This is a genomic window from Pseudomonas sp. BBP2017 (assembly GCF_003024385.1).
In the GTDB taxonomy this organism is placed as follows: domain Bacteria; phylum Pseudomonadota; class Gammaproteobacteria; order Pseudomonadales; family Pseudomonadaceae; genus Aquipseudomonas.
Window position 1 is genome coordinate 1 of sequence record NZ_PVZN01000003.1, and the last position, 18,734, is coordinate 18,734.

The following is an 18,734-nucleotide window of genomic DNA, read 5'->3' on the forward strand; positions in this document are numbered from 1 at the left end:
CGCTAGAGAGCCCGTAAGCAGCCCCCCCCGCCCCTACCAGCACCACCATGAAAATCAGCTTCTCCCAATGCGTGAACAAGCTCTGGCCCTGCTCATGCTTGGCTCGGGCAAACAGGATCACACCCGGCGCATACAACAGCGCAGAGAGCAGCAGGTACTTCAAGCCACCGGCGTACAGCAGCCAGATTGCGTAGACCAGAGCGACGCCAGCGATCAGCAAATCCTTGCGTCGCCTGCTGGCATGTCCCTCGTAGGTCTCACCCCGCACCGCCAGCAACACCGCATAAGCCGCCGACCACAAGTAAGGCACCAGAATCATCGACGACGCCAGATAAATCAGGCTGGTATAGGTGCCGGCCGAGAACAACGTGATCAGCAAGAACAGCTGGATCATGATGTTGGTCAACCACAGGGCATTGGCCGGCACATGATTGGCGTTTTCCTTGGCCAGAAAGCGCGGCATGGTCTGGTCGCGGGCCGTGGCAAAGAGGATCTCGGCGCATAGCAACGCCCAGGACAACAAGGCACCGAGCAAAGAAACCGCCAGGCCGAGGCTGATCAGCAACGCCCCCCAAGGGCCGACGATATGTTCCAGCACCGAGGCCAGCGACGGGTTCTGCAGCGCCGCCAGTTCCGGCTGGGTCATAACCCCCAGCGACAGCACGTTGACCAGCACCAGCAAGGCCAGCACACCAATGAAGCCGATCACCGTGGCCTTGCCCACGTCCGAGCGCTTCTGCGCTCTACCTGAGTAGACACTGGCACCCTCGATGCCGATGAACACGAACACGGTTACCAGCATCATGTTGCGCACCTGATCGAGCACGCTGCCAAATTTCGGGTTGCTCAGCCCCCAGATATCGCGCGTGAAGATGTCGGCCCGGAACGCCACCGCAGCGATGACGATGAACATCACCAGCGGCACGATCTTGGCCACAGTGGTCACCTGGTTGATGAACGCTGCCTCCTTGATCCCGCGCAGCACCAGGAAGTGCACGGCCCACAGCAGCAACGAAGCGCAGGCAATGGCGATCGGCGTGTTGCCCTCACCGAACAGCGGAAAATAAAAGCCCAGGGTGCTGAACAACAGCACGAAGTAACCGACGTTGCCCAGCCAGGCACTGATCCAGTAGCCCCAGGCGGACGAGAAACCCATGTAGTCGCCGAAGCCGGCCTTGGCGTAGGCATACACTCCCGAGTCGAGCTCCGGCTTGCGATTGGCCAGGGTCTGAAACACGAAGGCCAGGGCCAACATGCCCACCGCCGTGATCCCCCAGCCGATCAGCACTGCACCGACGTCAGCGCGGGCGGCCATGTTCTGCGGCAAGGAGAAAATTCCGCCACCAATCATCGAACCGACCACCAGAGCGATCAACGCACCCAGGCGCAGTTTTTGTCCAGGTTCGGACATGAAATCCCCCTTTCTGTCTTGTCTTTGTAACCTCAGCGATTCACCCTGAGTTAAATATATGCACAGTCTAGGCGTTTATAGATATTCAGTCTTTAAAACTAGAGCCATCATAACTATGACGTCTATGCCAGGCATACTAGATGGTGAGTTTTGTGCACTATTCTCGCCCCTCACGTAAATAAGAGAAAATCTCGTCAAAAATTTGCGAAAGCTGTGAAACGGGCTAGCGTCATATCTCGCAGGCTGTCAGAGCGAATGCTCTAAACACCATGGAGGTGCCTGTGCACGAGGCTTGCAGCAGTGCCATCGGCATACTCCGGGGGAGCTCTTTCAGTCAAGGAAAGCAATGGATTGTTCTATTAACTGACCTGAATCAGCTAGTGAATACGTCGCTGGATTTACTCTAGCGTCATCTCTTCTCCTGATACGGAGTTATTCGATGTCAGACGCTCCCGGAAAACTACGACTTGGTGCCCTGGTCGCACTTGTAGTCGGTTCTATGATCGGCGGCGGGATCTTTTCGCTGCCACAAAACATGGCTGCCAGTGCTGATGTAGGCGCTGTTCTGATCGGCTGGGGGATCACCGCCATCGGTATGCTGACCCTGGCCTTTGTGTTCCAGACCCTGGCCAACCGAAAGCCGGATCTGGACGGCGGTGTGTATGCCTACGCCAAGGCCGGATTCGGCGATTACATGGGTTTCTCGTCCGCCTGGGGCTACTGGATCAGTGCCTGGCTGGGCAACGTCGGCTACTTCGTCCTGCTGTTCAGCACCCTGGGTTACTTCTTCCCGATCTTTGGCGAGGGCAACACCCCGGCCGCCATCATCGGCGCCTCGGTATTGCTCTGGGCCGTGCACTTTCTGGTGCTGCGCGGGATCAAGGAAGCCGCCTTCATCAACCTGGTCACCACCGTAGCCAAGGTTGTACCACTGGCGCTGTTCATCCTGATCGCCCTGTTCGCGTTCAAACTGGACATCTTCACCGCTGACATCTGGGGCAGCATGAACCCGGACCTGGGCAGCGTGATGAACCAGGTGCGCAACATGATGCTGGTCACCGTCTGGGTGTTCATCGGTATCGAGGGCGCGAGCATCTTCTCGGCCCGGGCGGAAAAACGTTCAGACGTGGGTAAGGCAACGGTCATCGGCTTCATCACCGTGCTGTTGTTCCTGGTCCTGGTCAACGTGCTGTCGCTGGGCATCATGACTCAACCTGAGCTGGCCAAACTGCAGAACCCGTCGATGGCCGCCGTGCTTGAGCACGTCGTTGGCCACTGGGGCGCGGTGCTGATCAGTGTCGGCCTGATCATCTCGCTGCTCGGTGCGCTGCTGTCCTGGGTGCTGCTGTGCGCCGAGATCATGTTCGCCGCCGCCAAAGACCACACCATGCCTGAGTTCCTGCGCCGCGAGAACGCCAACCATGTACCGGCCAATGCCCTGTGGCTGACCAATGCCATGGTGCAGATCTTCCTGGTCATCACCCTGTTCTCGGCCAGTACCTACCTGTCACTGATCTACCTCGCCACCTCGATGATCCTGGTGCCTTACCTGTGGTCGGCGGCCTATGCCTTCCTTATGGCATGGCGTAGCGAGACCTACGAACAAGCCCTGGCCGAACGCAAGAAAGACCTGATCATCGGCGGTATCGCCCTGGTCTATGCGATCTGGCTGCTGTACGCCGGTGGCGTCAAATACCTGCTGCTCTCGGCACTGCTCTATGCCCCTGGCGTGATCCTGTTCGCCAAGGCCAAGCGCGAGGTCGGCCAACCGGTTTTTACCAACGTGGAGAAGCTGCTTTTCGCCGCCGTGGTTATTGGCGCCCTGGTGGCAGCCTATGGCCTCTACGACGGCTTCCTGACTCTGTAACCCCCGTATTCGCAACTTGGAGGAAATAACCATGTCCACGGAAAAAGTTAAGTACGGCGTACATTCCGAAGCCGGCAAACTGCGCAAAGTGATGGTCTGTTCCCCTGGTCTGGCGCACCAGCGCCTGACGCCGAGCAACTGCGACGAGCTGCTGTTCGACGACGTCATCTGGGTCAATCAGGCTAAGCGCGACCACTTCGATTTCGTCACCAAAATGCGTGAACGCGGCATCGAAGTGCTGGAAATGCACAACCTGCTGACCGATATCGTTGCGCAACCCGAAGCGCTGAAATGGATCCTCGACCGCAAGATTACCTCTGACACCGTCGGCGTCGGTCTGACCAACGAAGTGCGCAGCTGGCTCGAAGGCCTGGAGCCACGTCATCTGGCAGAGTTCCTGATCGGCGGCGTGGCCGGTGAAGACCTGCCGGATAGCGAAGGCTCCAGTGTGATCAAGATGTACCGCGACTACCTGGGGCACTCCAGCTTCCTGCTCGACCCACTGCCGAACACCCAGTTCACTCGCGACACCACCTGCTGGATCTACGGCGGCGTCACCCTGAACCCGATGTACTGGCCGGCGCGACGTCAGGAAACCCTGCTGACCACCGCCATCTACAAGTTCCACCCTGAGTTCACCGGTGCCGAATTCGAAATCTGGTACGGCGATCCAGACAAGGACCATGGCAAAGCCACCCTCGAAGGCGGTGACGTCATGCCAATCGGCAATGGCGTGGTGCTGATTGGTATGGGCGAGCGCACCTCGCGCCAGGCCATCGGCCAACTGGCGCAGTCGCTGTTCGCCAAAGGCGCAGTGGAGAAAGTCGTAGTGGCCGGTCTGCCGAAATCTCGCGCCGCCATGCACCTGGACACCGTGTTCAGCTTCTGCGACCGCGACCTGGTCACGATCTTCCCGGAAGTGGTCAAGGAAATCGTGCCGTTCGTCATCCGTCCGGACAACAGCAAGCCTTATGGCATGGACGTGCGCCGCGAGAACAAAACCTTCATCGAGGTGGTCGCCGAATCCCTCAATCTGAAGAAACTGCGCGTCGTCGAAACCGGTGGCAACAGCTTCGCCGCCGAACGCGAGCAGTGGGATGACGGCAACAACGTGGTGGCTGTTGAGCCGGGTGTGGTCATCGGTTATGACCGCAACACCTACACCAACACCCTGCTGCGCAAGGCCGGTATCGAGGTCATCACTATCAGCGCCGGCGAACTGGGCCGGGGCCGTGGCGGCGGTCACTGCATGACCTGCCCAATCGTTCGTGACCCTATCGACTACTAAACGACCATCAACCCGGCCGCACTTACCCGGTGCCGGCCGGGCCGATCACCGCATCCAAGGAGAATCATCATGGCGTTCAACATCCACAACCGTAACCTGCTGAGCCTGGAACACCACACCCCTCGCGAGTTGCGTTACCTGCTGGACCTGTCCCGCGACCTGAAACGTGCCAAGTACACCGGCACCGAGCAGCAGCACCTCAAAGGCAACAACATTGCGCTGATTTTCGAGAAAACCTCGACCCGTACCCGTTGCGCTTTTGAAGTCGCCGCCTATGACCAAGGCGCCAACGTCACCTACATCGACCCCAACTCCTCGCAGATCGGCCACAAAGAAAGCATGAAGGACACCGCACGTGTTCTGGGCCGCATGTATGACGCCATCGAGTACCGTGGTTTCAAACAGGAAATCGTCGAAGAGCTGGCCAAGTTTGCTGGCGTTCCGGTGTTCAACGGCCTGACCGACGAATACCACCCAACCCAGATGATCGCCGACGTGCTGACCATGCGTGAACACGCCGACAAGCCGATCCATGAGATCAGCTACGTGTATCTGGGCGACGCCCGCAACAACATGGGCAACTCGCTGTTGCTGGTCGGCTCGAAACTCGGCATGGACGTGCGAATCTGTGCACCTAAAGCCCTGTGGCCGCATGACGACCTGGTCGCCCGCTGCAAGAAATACGCGGAAGAAAGCGGCGCCCGCATCACCCTGACCGAAGACCCCAAAGCGGCGGTCAAGGGCGTTGACTTCATCCATACCGATGTCTGGGTATCGATGGGCGAACCGGTTGAAGCCTGGGCCGAACGTATCCAGCAACTGCTGCCATACCAGGTCAACGCCGAGCTGATGAAAGCCACCGGCAACCCACGGACCAAGTTCATGCACTGCCTGCCAGCGTTCCACAACGCCGACACCAAGGTCGGCAAACAGATCGCCGAGCAATACCCGAACCTGGCCAACGGTATTGAAGTCACCGACGACGTATTCGAGTCGCCAGCCTGCATCGCCTTCGAGCAAGCGGAAAACCGCATGCACACCATCAAGGCAATCCTGGTTTCGACCCTGGCTGACCTGTAAGACCTCTGGAGCTGCCCCTCCCCCTGTGGGAGGGGGTAGCTTCTCTCTTTCCTAGAAGGACACTCATCATGCGTATCGTTGTTGCATTGGGCGGTAACGCCCTGCTGCGCCGTGGCGAACCCATGACCGCGGACAATCAGCGCGCCAATATCCGCATCGCCACTGAACAGATCGCCAAGATTCATCCCGGCAACGAACTGGTCATCGCCCACGGCAATGGCCCACAAGTCGGCCTGCTGTCGCTGCAAGCGCAATCCTACAAACCGGACGAAGCTTATCCACTGGACGTCCTCGGGGCTGAAACCGAAGGCATGATCGGCTACATCATTGAGCAAGAGCTGGGTAACCTGCTGGCCTTCGAAGTACCGTTTGCCACCCTGCTGACCCAGGTTGAAGTCGATGCCAAGGACCCGGCTTTCCAGAAACCGAGCAAGCCGATCGGGCCGGTCTACTCCAAAGAAGATGCTGAGCGCCTGGCCGCAGAAAAAGGCTGGTCCATTGCCCCGGACGGAGACAAATTCCGTCGCGTAGTAGCCAGTCCTCGACCAAAACGCATTTTTGAAATTCGCCCGATCACATGGCTGCTGGAAAAAGGCACAGTGGTGATCTGTGCCGGTGGCGGTGGCATCCCGACCATCTACGACCAGAGCGGCAAAGTCCTCAGCGGCATAGAGGCGGTGATCGACAAAGACCTGTGCTCGTCCTTGCTGGCTCAGCAACTGAAGGCCGACCTGCTGGTCATCGCCACCGACGTCAATGCTGCTTACATCGACTGGGGCAAACCAACCCAGAAAGCCGTCGCCGAAGCTCATCCAGACGAACTTGAACGCCTTGGTTTCGCCGCCGGCTCCATGGGTCCGAAAGTCCAGGCTGCCTGCGAATTTGCCCGTGAAACCGGCAAAGTCGCGGTGATCGGTTCGCTGGCGGATATCGAAGATATCGTCAAAGGGACTGCCGGTACTCGTGTCACCACGGCCAAGCCTGGAATAAGCTACCGTTGATGCAGTTGGGCGGACTTGAGACCCGCCCTTTTCAACCTTCCAGAGGAGCCTTTCATGGCCACGTTCACACCCGGTCACCTGCACATCGAGCGTCACGCATTGACCAAGGATGACGTCAGTTACGACATCAAGATCGATTACGAAGTTGCCAAGGATCCCAGTAAAGGCACTGGCATGCAGTTCACGATGCATGGATCGATCCAGGGCAAGGACATGAGCGAGACGTTCTTCCTGCCCAAGGAAGAAGCCTACAACTTCGCCAGCAATGTAACGAAAATCGCCGAGAAGTACGGCATTCCCAAGGCATACAGCAGCATTGGCTCGGTGCACAAACACTACGACGCCATGTTCGAAGATGTGCGTGTTCAACTGAACATGAAATCCGGCGACCCGATCAAACCAGAACATTTCGAGTAACCCTCGGACCTCTTCACGGGCAAGCCCGCGAAGAGGTCATCATGGCCGGGGGTGTTACTCCAATACCCCCATTACCATCACCCGGCCAGGCCTAATCGAAGATCTTCCGCACCGCTGAGGATCTTCAACATGACAATCGATCTTGACCATTTCGCGCACAGCCTGGACTCGCTGGGAGATGCGCAAACGGTAATGGAAAAAGCCCGGAATTACCTTGAAGCCTGGCCCGACCCCTACCGCCTGGCCCACCAGACGGCCAGTGCCTACCTATTTGAACAAACCGGCACCCCCTTGGACCCCGACAAGGTCTGGTGGCACGAGTTCGATCTCGGTGTCAGCGCCCCGACATTTACCGGTTGGCGGCACTCTGGCCCGCCAATACGCTCAATGCGCTTTACGCAGTTGCTGATCCACCGTTTCAATGGCGGCTTCCAGGGCGCGCCTGACACCCTACCCGTGTTCGGCGGCTTCTATACCCGTGGCCCTGAGGCTGATCAATACGACGCCGCCAACGAAGTGGCGCTGTCACCAAAAAAGGTGATGGACTACCTGTGGACGTTGGATTTCGCCGCTGTGGTTGACGCTCAGGTTGAACGTTTCTGGGGAGAACAGGGACGAGACTTCCCTGTACTGGCCAAAGCCCAATTCATTGCCCAGATCGACCAGGCCGCTAAGGCAGGCACGCTCGATACGGTCGATCAGCAAAATCTGCGGGCCTGGCTCGGTCTCACAGAAGGACTCCCGCTGACGTTGACCACATTGTCTGCTTCCGGTCATGGCACGCAGATGCGGGTGCTTTACTTCACGCCGGGGAATGGACACCTGATTACCCTGAGGCACACATCAGGCCGTACGGTGCTCTATGCCCCCTCGCTTCAAACCCCACTCCGAGCTTTTGCCAGCCACACTGATATGGTCCAGTGGCTAACTGGGCATCTGGCTGGAAACGATGGTCCCGCCTGGCTGCACGCGGTTTACAGAATACCCCCGCAAATGCCGGCTCAGACACAGGAGGCAGAACTGCAGGCGGTGCGCCAACGCATCGGCTCGCATGCCTCCCCGAAGTGGCCTTTTGGCGAGGGCATAGCACTGGTGTCAGCGGATCTATTCGACACAATGCTGCTCTGGGTCAAAGCTGACCTGAGCCTTACCCTGCGCAACTTGGTCAGCAACACTGAACTACGCAGGCAACTTTGGCGCGGCTATCTGGGAGCCTTTTTGCTGGTCTTCGGTGGTTTCACAGCGATGGCCTGGCCAATCGGCTTGGTCATGGTGGGAGCCAGCGCCAGCCGTTTGGGGCTGGATATCAAGGCGGCAGTGGACGCACGATCGAGCGACGAGCGTACCCAGGCCATCCTTGCCTCCATCGGTGACGCGTTGTTGACCGTGTTCTTCATCATCGATACAGGTCTTGGCCTCAAGGCCTTGTTTTACCGTGCTCCACCGCACTTCAGCAAACTTGTGCCGAAACTGCTGCAACCAGTGCGGGAAGCGGCACGGGCCAGGCACGTCCTGGCGTCACTGGACCAACGCGTTGCGGCAGCGCGCACCTTGGCATCGGACCGACTTCAGGGCCTGATGATGAATGATATGGGATACACCTGGGTCGAGATCGACGACTTGACCTTGCCTGTACGCTACAACGCTAAGTGGTCCCAATGGATGGTCATGAGCGACCTCGACTCACTTGAGCTGCGAGAAAGCCTGATGGTACGCCGCGGGCTTGATGGTCGTTGGCGCTTACATGCACCTGGCGGTAACGTCGATGCACTGACAACCCAATTCTGGGATACCTATATGGAGCCTGATCCCAGGCTGAGTGACAGGCTTTCCCTGGCGCTGCTTGATCGACAGACCCGCTTGCTGGAGAAGGCCGCTTTGCCGGAGTTCGCGGGGCACATGACTGCGGCTGATGCGTTCGGCCACCACTTCGTGGAGGTGGATGGACAGCGCCTTTATACCTTCAGGCAGGAAGGTGAATTCAATAACGATCTGGTCATGGAATACAGCAGCCACATGGCCAAGGTCAACGATCTGTTCAGGGGCGACGGCTCACGCCTGCAGGGCTTTGCCAAAGAGGAACTGCTCGACTTTATTGACACCCTCGCGGGCTCCCTGGAGCAGTTACCCAAGAGCAAGGCTGCACTACTGTGGCGAGGTGGCCGAGCGCCACGGGTGACCCTCGGTGCCCGGTATCGGGAAGGTGCGATCAAAGCTGGAGATGTGCTGGTCACCACGGACATCACCTCGTTTACCGAAAACCCGTATATTCCCCGTCGGTTCATGCTGCCCCAAAATGCTGCCGATCTCCCGCTCGCCGAGGTGTCCGGGCATTTTGGCGAGCATACGGTACTGTACGAATTGGCCGGGGGCGAGCAGCTCAGTGGTGCCCCGGTCTCACCACTGTCGCTGCACTGGCAAGAGGCGGAAGTGCTGTTTATGCCGGGCCGCACGTTCCGCATCGAGGAAATCGGCGAGGTGCAAGGACAACACTACCGATTCGTCAGGTTCAAGCTTCGCGAAGTGCCCAGACCCGTAGCAGAGCCGATGTACGAACTACGCACGGGTGAGCCATTCGAGCGTCAGGGCTATGTCGAGCGAGTGGGCAACGCGCCCTGGGTGGATCGGTTCTTCCCGGCCGAACATTGGTCGTGACACCTGTATCGCGATAAACGTCGGCGAGGCAGGCTTGCCCTGCGATTTAAGGCATACTTGCCCTCTTCGGCAACCTGAACCCGCCCCCTCATGCGCATCCACGTCAGCTTCATCGACCGCGTCGGCATCACCCAAGAGGTGCTGGCCCTGCTTGGCGCCCGCAACCTCAATCTGGATGCCGTGGAGATGGTGCCACCCAACGTCTACATTGATGCCCCGACTTTAAGTCCGCATGTGCTGGAAGAACTACACGACGCTCTCTTGAACGTGCACGGCGTGCAGTCTGTGCGGGTCGTCGACATCCTTCCCGGCCAGCGCCGCCACCTGCAACTCGATGCCCTGCTCGCCGCCATGAGCGACCCGGTGCTGGCGCTGGACAGTGCCGGTCACGTACTCCTGGCCAACCCGGCGCTGGTAGCCCTGTGCGGTCAGGAGCCCTCCGATCGCTCGGTAGTCGATCTGTTTGACGACCCCGGCCTGCTCGAGGCGCTGATCGAACAGGGTTTCCGCCTGCCCATGCGCGAAGTGGTGCTGAACGGTCAGACCCTGTTGCTCGATGCCACCCCGATCACCAATGCCGGCGCCCTGTTGACCCTGTACCAGCCCAACCGCATCGGTGAACGGCTGTCGGCCTTGCACCACGATCACGCCGAAGGCTTCGATGCCCTGCTCGGCGACTCGCCGCCGATCCGCACCCTCAAGGCCCGCGCCCTGCGCGTGGCGGCCCTCGATGCGCCGTTGCTGATCCATGGTGAAACCGGTACCGGCAAAGAGCTGGTAGCCCGCGCCTGCCACGCGATCAGCAGCCGTCACAGTGCGCCGTTCCTGGCGCTGAACTGCGCGGCACTGCCGGAAAACCTCGCCGAGAGCGAACTGTTCGGCTATGCCCCTGGCGCCTTCACCGGCGCCCAGCGCGGCGGTAAACCAGGCCTGATGGAACTGGCCAACCAGGGCACGGTGTTCCTCGACGAAATCGGTGAAATGTCGCCGTACCTGCAGGCCAAGCTCCTGCGGTTTCTCAACGACGGCAGCTTCCGCCGGGTGGGAGGTGATCGCGAAGTAAAGGTCAATGTGCGGATCCTCAGCGCCACGCACCGCGACCTGGAGAAAATGGTTGCCGAAGGCAGCTTTCGCGAAGACCTGTTCTACCGCCTGAACGTACTCAACCTACAGGTGCCGCCACTACGCGAACGCGGCCAGGACATCCTGCTGCTGGCCGGCTACTTCATGCAGCAGGCCTGCACCCAGATCCAGCGCCCTCTGTGCCGCCTGGCCCCAGGCACTTATGCCGCCCTGCTCGGCAACCGCTGGCCGGGCAATGTGCGGCAGTTGCAGAACGTGATCTTCCGCGCGGCGGCCATCTGCGAAAGCAGCCTGGTCGACATCGGCGATCTGGACATCGCCGGCACCTCGGTAGCGCGCGAACATGATGGCGACGTCAATAGCCTGGAACAGGCGGTGGAGGATTTCGAACGTACCCTGCTGGAAAAGCTTTACGCCAGCTACCCTTCTACCCGCCAACTGGCCAGTCGCCTACAGACCTCGCATACCGCCATCGCGCACCGCCTGCGCAAATACGGGATCCCGGCCAAGTCCTGAAAGCGATCTACATCCGTACCGAAATCGCTACAGCGTAACGATTTCAGTACGGAACAGCGAAAGCGCTGTTCTGCAAGGTTTTGATCCCCTTGATGTTTTTTTCTTGCCTTCGAATGTATCGATTTCGCTACACCAACGATTTCTTATTGTCCTGTATAAAATATATCTTATTGATTTATATGAACTTTTTATAAATGGCCGCGAAATTGCTAAGGAAATCCTCATTATCAGCGCTCAGTGCCGAACCTGAGCCACGCCTACCCTTGAGGAGTTTCCATGAGCGAGTTGCGTTTTACCGAAGATCACGAATGGCTGCGTACTGAAGCTGACGGCAGTGTCACCGTCGGGATTACTGCCTTCGCCCAGAACGCCCTGGGCGATGTGGTCTACGTGCAACTGCCGGAGCTGCAAAGCTACGACAAGGGCGCCGAAGCATCGACCGTTGAATCGGTAAAGGCTGCCAGCGGCGTGTACATGCCATTGAGCGGTGAAGTGGTCGCAGTCAACGACAAACTCGAAGGCAACCCTGAGCTGGTCAACGAAGATCCGCTGGGTGAAGGCTGGTTCTTCCGCTTCATTCCCGCCGATGCCGACGCGGTTGAGCAACTACTCGACCAGGATGCTTACGACCGCCTGATCACCGCCAACGCTGACGCCTGAGGACTCGCCATGACCATCAACCTCGGCACTGCCAACGAATTCATCGCCCGTCATATCGGCCCGCGCCAGGCTGACGAGCAACACATGCTTGCCACCCTGGGCTTCGATTCCCTGGAAGCCATGAGCGCCGCCGTCATCCCCGACAGCATCAAGGGCACCAGCGTCCTGGAACTGGGCGCCGGGCAAAGCGAAGCCGACGCCCTGGCGTCGCTCAAGGCCATCGCCAGCAACAACCAGCTTTTCAAGAGCTTCATCGGCCAGGGTTACTACAACTGTCATACCCCGGCACCGATCCTGCGCAACCTGTTGGAAAACCCGGCCTGGTACACCGCCTACACCCCGTACCAGCCTGAGATTTCCCAGGGCCGACTGGAAGCACTGCTGAACTTCCAGACCCTGATCAGCGACCTCACCGGCCTGCCAATCGCCAATGCCTCGCTGCTTGACGAAGCCACCGCCGCCGCCGAAGCCATGACCTTCTGCAAACGCCTGAGCAAGAACAAGGGCAGCCATACCTTTTTCGCTTCCGTGCATTGCCACCCGCAGACCCTCGACGTACTGCGTACCCGTGCCGAACCACTGGGTATCGAAGTGGTGGTCGGTGACGAGCGCGAGCTTGATGATGTCAGCGCGTTCTTCGGCGCCTTGCTGCAATACCCGGCCAGCAACGGCGAAGTCTTCGACTACAGCGAACTGGTCGTGCGCTTCCACGCCGCCAATGCCCTGGTCGCGGTCGCCGCCGATCTGCTGGCCCTGACCCTGCTGACCCCGCCTGGCGAATTCGGCGCTGATGTCGCCATCGGTAGCGCCCAACGCTTCGGCGTGCCGCTGGGCTTCGGTGGTCCACATGCCGCGTACTTCTCTACCCGTGACGCGTTCAAGCGTGACATGCCGGGCCGCCTGGTCGGTGTGTCCATCGACCGTTTCGGCAAGACCGCCCTGCGCCTGGCCATGCAGACCCGCGAGCAACACATCCGTCGCGAGAAAGCCACCAGCAACATCTGCACCGCCCAGGTACTGCTGGCCAACATCGCCAGCATGTACGCCGTCTACCACGGCCCGCAGGGCCTGAAGCAGATCGCCCAGCGCACCCATGCACTGACCGCGATCCTCAAGGCCGGCCTACAGCAACTGGGCGCTAGCGTCGCAGTCGAAGCGTTCTTCGACACCCTGACTCTGGCCACCGGCGACGCCACCGCTGCCCTGCACGACAAGGCCCGCGCTCAACGCCTGAACCTGCGTCAGATCGACGCCCAGCGCCTGGGCCTGTCGCTGGACGAAACCAGCACACAGGCTGACATTGAAGCGCTGTGGCAACTGTTTGCCGACGGTAAAGCCGTACCGGAATTCAGCACCCTGGCTGCCAGCGTTCAGGTTCAACTGCCTGCCGCCCTGCTGCGCCAGTCGGCGATCCTTCAGCACCCGGTGTTCAACCGCTACCACAGCGAAACCGAGCTGATGCGCTACCTGCGCCGCCTGGCCGACAAGGACCTGGCCCTGGACCGCACCATGATCCCGCTGGGCTCGTGCACCATGAAACTCAACGCCGCCAGCGAAATGATCCCGGTGACCTGGGCCGAATTCGGCAACCTGCACCCGTTCGCGCCGGCCGAACAGAGCCAGGGCTACCAGCAACTGACCGACGAACTGGAGGCCATGCTCTGCGCCGCCACCGGCTATGACGCCGTGTCGCTGCAACCCAACGCCGGTTCCCAGGGCGAGTACGCAGGTCTCTTGGCCATTCGAGCCTACCACCAGAGCCGTGGCGACGCCCGTCGCGACATCTGCCTGATCCCGTCCTCGGCCCACGGCACCAACCCGGCCACCGCCCACATGGCTGGTATGCGCGTGGTGGTGACGGCCTGTGACGCTCGCGGCAACGTCGATATCGACGACCTGCGCGCCAAGGCCATCGAGCACCGCGAACACCTCGCTGCGCTGATGATCACCTACCCGTCGACCCATGGCGTGTTCGAAGAAGCCATCGGCGAAATCTGCGCGATCATTCACGACAACGGCGGCCAGGTGTACATCGACGGCGCCAACATGAACGCCATGGTCGGCCTCTGCGCCCCGGGCAAGTTCGGCGGCGACGTCTCGCACCTGAACCTGCACAAGACCTTCTGCATTCCGCACGGCGGTGGCGGCCCAGGTGTCGGCCCGATCGGCGTCAAGTCGCACCTGGCGCCGTTCCTGCCAGGTCACGCTCACATGGAAAACAAACAGGGCGCGGTCTGCGCAGCGCCGTTCGGCAGCGCCAGCATCCTGCCGATCACCTGGATGTACATCCGCATGATGGGCGGTGCCGGGCTCAAACGTGCTTCGCAGATGGCAATCCTCAACGCCAACTACATCGCCCGCCGCCTGGAAGAGCACTATCCTGTGTTGTACACCGGCAGCAACGGCCTGGTGGCGCATGAGTGCATCCTCGACCTGCGCCCGCTCAAAGACAGCAGCGGCATCAGCGTCGACGACGTCGCCAAGCGCCTGATCGACTTTGGCTTCCATGCCCCGACCATGTCGTTCCCGGTGGCCGGTACGTTGATGATCGAACCGACCGAAAGCGAGTCCAAGGAAGAACTGGACCGCTTCTGCGAGGCGATGATCCGCATCCGCGAAGAGATTCGCGCGGTGGAAAACGGCAGCCTGGACAAGGACGACAACCCGCTGAAAAACGCGCCGCATACGGCTGCTGAACTTGCCGGTGAATGGAGTCATCCATACAGCCGCGAACAGGCGGTGTACCCGCTGACGACGCTGGTGGAAGGCAAATACTGGCCGCCGGTCGGTCGCGTCGACAACGTGTTTGGCGACCGTAACCTGGTGTGCGCCTGCCCGTCGATCGAGAGCTATCAGGACGTCTGAGGCCTCTTCGCGGGGCAAGCCCGCCCCCACAGGGAGACCATCATCCCTGTGGGAGCGGGCTTGCCCCGCGATAGCCTTCACCACAACGAGGGTACGACCATGTCACTAAGCGTCTTCGACCTGTTCAAGATCGGCATCGGCCCCTCCAGTTCCCATACCGTAGGCCCCATGCGCGCCGCTGCGCGTTTTGCTGAAGGCTTGCGGCGCGACGGTCTGCTGGCCGCGACGGTCAGCGTCAAGGCCGAGCTCTATGGTTCGCTCGGTGCCACCGGCAAAGGGCACGGCAGCGACAAGGCCGTGCTCCTGGGCCTTGAAGGCGAGCACCCCGACAGCGTCGACACCGAAAGCATTCCCGCCCGCCTGCACACCATCCGCAGCACTGGACGGTTAAAGCTGCTGGGCGAGCACGACATCGGATTCATTGAAAAACAGCACCTGGCGATGATTCGCAAACCCTTGGCCTATCACCCCAATGGCATGATCTTCCGCGCCTTCGACCGCGCGGGTCTGCAAATCCGCAGCCGCGAGTACTACTCGGTGGGCGGCGGCTTTGTCGTCGATGAAGATGCCGCGGGTGCCGACCGTATCGTCGAAGACTGCACGGTACTGCCCTTCCCGTTCAAAACGGCAAAAGAGCTGCTCGGCCATTGCGCCGCGCAGAACCAGTCGATCAGCCAGATCATGCTGGCCAATGAAGCGGCCTGGCGCCCGGAAAGCGAAACCCGCAGCGGCTTGCTGCGGATCTGGCAAGTGATGCAGGACTGCGTCGCCGCCGGCTGTCGCAACGAAGGCATCCTGCCCGGCGGGCTCAAGGTCAGACGCCGCGCCGCAGCACTCTATCGCCAGCTGTGCAGCAATCCGGAGGCGAGTTTGCGTGACGCGCTTTCGGTGCTGGACTGGGTCAACCTCTACGCCCTGGCGGTGAATGAAGAAAACGCCTTTGGCGGACGGGTGGTCACCGCCCCCACCAATGGCGCCGCCGGCATCGTCCCGGCTGTGCTGCACTACTACATGCGCTTCATCCCCGGCGCCAACGAAGATGGCGTGGTGCGCTTTCTGCTCACGGCGGCCGCCATCGGCATCCTCTACAAGGAAAACGCCTCGATCTCCGGCGCCGAAGTCGGCTGCCAGGGCGAGGTGGGAGTGGCGTGTTCGATGGCAGCCGGGGCCCTGTGTGAGGTCATGGGCGGCACCGTGCAACAGGTCGAAAACGCCGCCGAGATCGGCATGGAACACAACCTGGGCCTGACCTGCGATCCGATCGGCGGGCTGGTCCAGGTGCCGTGCATCGAGCGCAACGCCATGGGCTCGGTCAAGGCTATCAATGCGGTGCGCATGGCCCTGCGTGGTGACGGTCAGCACTTCGTCTCCCTCGACAAGGTCATTCGCACCATGCGCCAGACCGGCGCCGACATGAAAAGCAAATACAAGGAGACCGCCCGCGGCGGTCTGGCCGTCAACATCATCGAATGCTGACACCCTCTCAAGCCCCAAGGAGTCATCAATGTCCACCGAAACACTGCTCAAGACCCCGCTGCATGCCCTGCACCTGGAACTGGGAGCGCGCATGGTGCCGTTCGCCGGCTATGACATGCCGGTCCAGTACCCGCTGGGGGTGATGAAAGAGCACCTGCACAGCCGCGATCAGGCCGGCCTGTTCGATGTCTCGCACATGGGCCAGATCCGCCTGAGCGGTGCCAACGCGGCCAAGGCTCTGGAAACCCTGGTACCCGTCGACATCATCGACTTGCCAGTGGGCATGCAGCGCTACGCGATGTTCACCAATGAACAAGGCGGCATCCTTGACGACCTGATGGTCGCCAACCTGGGTAACGATGAATTGTTTCTGGTGGTCAACGCCGCCTGCAAGGACCAGGACCTGGCGCACTTGCGCAAGCACATCGGCGCTCAGTGCCAGATTCAGCCGCTGTTCGAAGAACGCGCCTTGCTGGCTCTGCAAGGCCCGGCGGCGGTCACGGTGCTGGAGCGCCTGGCGCCTGAAGTAGCGCAGATGACCTTCATGCAGTTCCAGCCGGTACAACTGCTGGGCGCAGACTGCTATGTGAGCCGCTCGGGCTACACCGGCGAAGACGGTTTCGAGATTTCCGTGCCGGCCGATAAAGCCGAAGAACTGGCCCGCCGCCTGCTGGCCGAGCCCGAAGTCGCCGCCATCGGCCTCGGTGCCCGCGACTCGCTACGCCTTGAAGCCGGCCTGTGCCTGTACGGCCACGACATGAACACTCAGACCACTCCGATCGAAGCCAGCCTGCTCTGGGCCATCTCCAAAGTCCGCCGCGCTGATGGCGAACGTACAGGTGGCTTCCCGGGTGCCGCAGCGATCTTTGCCCAACAGCAAACCGGTGTTGCACGTAAACGCGTAGGCCTGCTGCCGCAGGAGCGCACGCCGGTACGTGAAGGCGCCGAGATCGTCGACGAAGCAGGCACCGTGATTGGTACTGTTTGCAGCGGTGGCTTCGGGCCAAGCTTGAATGCACCGGTGGCAATGGGTTACCTGGATGCAGCGCATACTGCACTGGAAACAGCAGTCTGGGCGATAGTTCGCGGCAAGCGTGTTGCAATGAAAGTCAGCAAGATGCCGTTCGTTGCACAGCGCTACTACCGCGGCTGAATCGTTAGTTGAAACTTTGTGTCATGAGGCGTTCGGATTTTCGAATTCGAACGCGTTTTATTACTTTCGAAAAGCCTTGCAGCACGCACTGGAATGAGCAGAAAAAAATCGACCGAACGGCCGTTAAAAGGTAGAAAAGCAGCGGCCTCCAGGGCTTGTTTTTGCCGACAGAGTTAGCGTAGAGTCACTGCACTGTGTTTGCATGGGTCGCTATGGTTCGTGACCTGGGCAGTAGCGCTGAGATTTGCTACAACCCGTTCGACGTCTCTTACTTTCCTGCAACCCAGCCCAGTACTCTTTCATTTGGAAGAAGCTGTTACTAATTCTAAGTTTCAAAGGAAATAAGACAATGTCCCAACGTCAGAGCGGTACCGTCAAGTGGTTTAACGACGAGAAAGGTTTTGGTTTCATCACTCCAGAAAGCGGTCCGGATCTGTTCGTACACTTCCGCGCTATTCAGGGCAACGGCTTCAAGAGCCTGAAAGAAGGCCAGAAAGTGACCTTCATCGCCGTGCAAGGCCAGAAAGGCATGCAGGCTGACGAAGTTATCGCCGAAGCCTGATTCCCGATATGAAAAGCCCCTGCTGGCAACAGCAGGGGCTTTTTTATGCGCGCTCGGTGGCAGCCTGGCAGGTAAACCGTGTCGCAGGGCAACGATTTGTCCGCGTAATTTCGTAGAATGGCGGTTTTGCCCAAGGAGGGCCTGTGTATGCCCAAGCAGTTGTTGCAGCCCCAGGGCGAGTTCCCGGTTGTTGGCCTGGGTCGGCGCCTGGCCGCCATGTTCTACGATTTCCTGTTGTGTACCGCGCTGCTGATCGTTACCGCGGGGGTGTACAAGATGATCCAGATGGCGATTATCGGTGAAACGCGTATGCGTCAACTGACCGAAGCCGGCGCCCTGGACGGCGACCCGTTGCTGTCGACGATCCTGCTGTTCGCCCTGTTTGGCTTCTTCGCCAAGTTCTGGACCCACGGCGGGCAGACCCTGGGCATGCAGGTATGGCGCATTCGTGTACAGAACGCCGACGGCAGCGCCATCAGCCTGTGGCAGGCCCTGCTGCGTTTTGTCGTCGCTATCGCCTCGTGGCTGTGCCTGGGCCTGGGTTTCATCTGGTCGCTGTTCGACAAGCGCCAGCGTGCCTGGCATGACATCTACTCCGATACGCAGTTGGTGCAGTTGCCCAAAGCGAAGAAATAGCCGGCACAAGAAGGCTCTTCACGGTTGGGTTGGGTTGGGCTATTGAGGCTGCGAGCTTATCCAT

Annotated in this window: 14 protein-coding genes; 13 read left to right on the forward strand and 1 reads right to left on the reverse strand. The window is 60.1% G+C overall.

Going from position 1 to position 18,734, the window contains the following annotated elements; genetic code table 11:
* Positions 1–1,411, reverse strand: a 1,411-nt coding sequence (arcD, locus tag C6382_RS05465; RefSeq protein WP_107023528.1) for an arginine-ornithine antiporter, incomplete at its 3' end; no start/stop codon positions are given.
* 439 nt (positions 1,412–1,850) lie between these two features.
* Here arcD (C6382_RS05465) and arcD (C6382_RS05470) point away from each other — a divergent pair.
* From arcD (C6382_RS05470) to C6382_RS05530, 13 genes are all read left to right on the forward strand, one after another.
* On the forward strand, positions 1,851–3,278 hold the full coding sequence (gene arcD, locus C6382_RS05470; RefSeq protein WP_107023529.1) for an arginine-ornithine antiporter: 1,428 nt from the start codon (positions 1,851–1,853) through the stop codon (positions 3,276–3,278).
* Positions 3,279–3,309: 31 nt separating this feature from the next.
* Positions 3,310–4,566 (forward strand): arginine deiminase, encoded by a 1,257-nt coding sequence (gene arcA / locus C6382_RS05475; RefSeq protein ID WP_107023530.1) that lies wholly within the window; start codon positions 3,310–3,312, stop codon positions 4,564–4,566.
* Between the two features lie 69 nt (positions 4,567–4,635).
* Positions 4,636–5,646 (forward strand): ornithine carbamoyltransferase, encoded by a 1,011-nt coding sequence (locus C6382_RS05480; RefSeq protein WP_107023531.1) that lies wholly within the window; start codon positions 4,636–4,638, stop codon positions 5,644–5,646.
* Between the two features lie 68 nt (positions 5,647–5,714).
* Positions 5,715–6,647, forward strand: coding sequence for a carbamate kinase (arcC, locus tag C6382_RS05485; RefSeq protein WP_107023532.1), 933 nt, complete (start codon positions 5,715–5,717; stop codon positions 6,645–6,647).
* Between the two features lie 54 nt (positions 6,648–6,701).
* Positions 6,702–7,064, forward strand: coding sequence for a DUF5064 family protein (locus tag C6382_RS05490; protein ID WP_107023533.1), 363 nt, complete (start codon positions 6,702–6,704; stop codon positions 7,062–7,064).
* Between the two features lie 129 nt (positions 7,065–7,193).
* Positions 7,194–9,719 (forward strand): dermonecrotic toxin domain-containing protein, encoded by a 2,526-nt coding sequence (locus C6382_RS05495; RefSeq protein WP_107023534.1) that lies wholly within the window; start codon positions 7,194–7,196, stop codon positions 9,717–9,719.
* A gap of 90 nt (positions 9,720–9,809) precedes the next feature.
* The gene (locus C6382_RS05500; protein WP_107023535.1) at positions 9,810–11,318 is read left to right on the forward strand and encodes a sigma-54-dependent transcriptional regulator; all 1,509 of its coding nucleotides are present in this window, start codon (positions 9,810–9,812) and stop codon (positions 11,316–11,318) included.
* A gap of 276 nt (positions 11,319–11,594) precedes the next feature.
* Positions 11,595–11,978: a glycine cleavage system protein GcvH gene (gene gcvH, locus C6382_RS05505; protein WP_107023536.1), complete on the forward strand. Its 384-nt coding sequence runs from the start codon at positions 11,595–11,597 to the stop codon at positions 11,976–11,978.
* A gap of 9 nt (positions 11,979–11,987) precedes the next feature.
* Positions 11,988–14,843, forward strand: a complete 2,856-nt coding sequence (gcvP, locus tag C6382_RS05510) for an aminomethyl-transferring glycine dehydrogenase (RefSeq protein WP_107023537.1) — start codon at positions 11,988–11,990, stop codon at positions 14,841–14,843.
* A gap of 99 nt (positions 14,844–14,942) precedes the next feature.
* A complete protein-coding gene (locus C6382_RS05515; protein WP_107023538.1) occupies positions 14,943–16,319 on the forward strand; it encodes an L-serine ammonia-lyase in 1,377 nt (458 codons plus the stop codon).
* Positions 16,320–16,347: 28 nt separating this feature from the next.
* The gene (gene gcvT, locus C6382_RS05520; RefSeq protein ID WP_107023539.1) at positions 16,348–17,472 is read left to right on the forward strand and encodes a glycine cleavage system aminomethyltransferase GcvT; all 1,125 of its coding nucleotides are present in this window, start codon (positions 16,348–16,350) and stop codon (positions 17,470–17,472) included.
* A 349-nt stretch (positions 17,473–17,821) separates the two neighbouring features.
* Positions 17,822–18,034 carry a cold-shock protein gene (locus C6382_RS05525; protein WP_010220199.1) on the forward strand — a complete coding sequence of 71 codons (213 nt, stop codon included), beginning with the start codon at positions 17,822–17,824 and terminating at the stop codon, positions 18,032–18,034.
* A gap of 147 nt (positions 18,035–18,181) precedes the next feature.
* Positions 18,182–18,670, forward strand: coding sequence for an RDD family protein (locus C6382_RS05530; protein ID WP_107023540.1), 489 nt, complete (start codon positions 18,182–18,184; stop codon positions 18,668–18,670).
* Positions 18,671–18,734 lie beyond the last annotated feature (64 nt).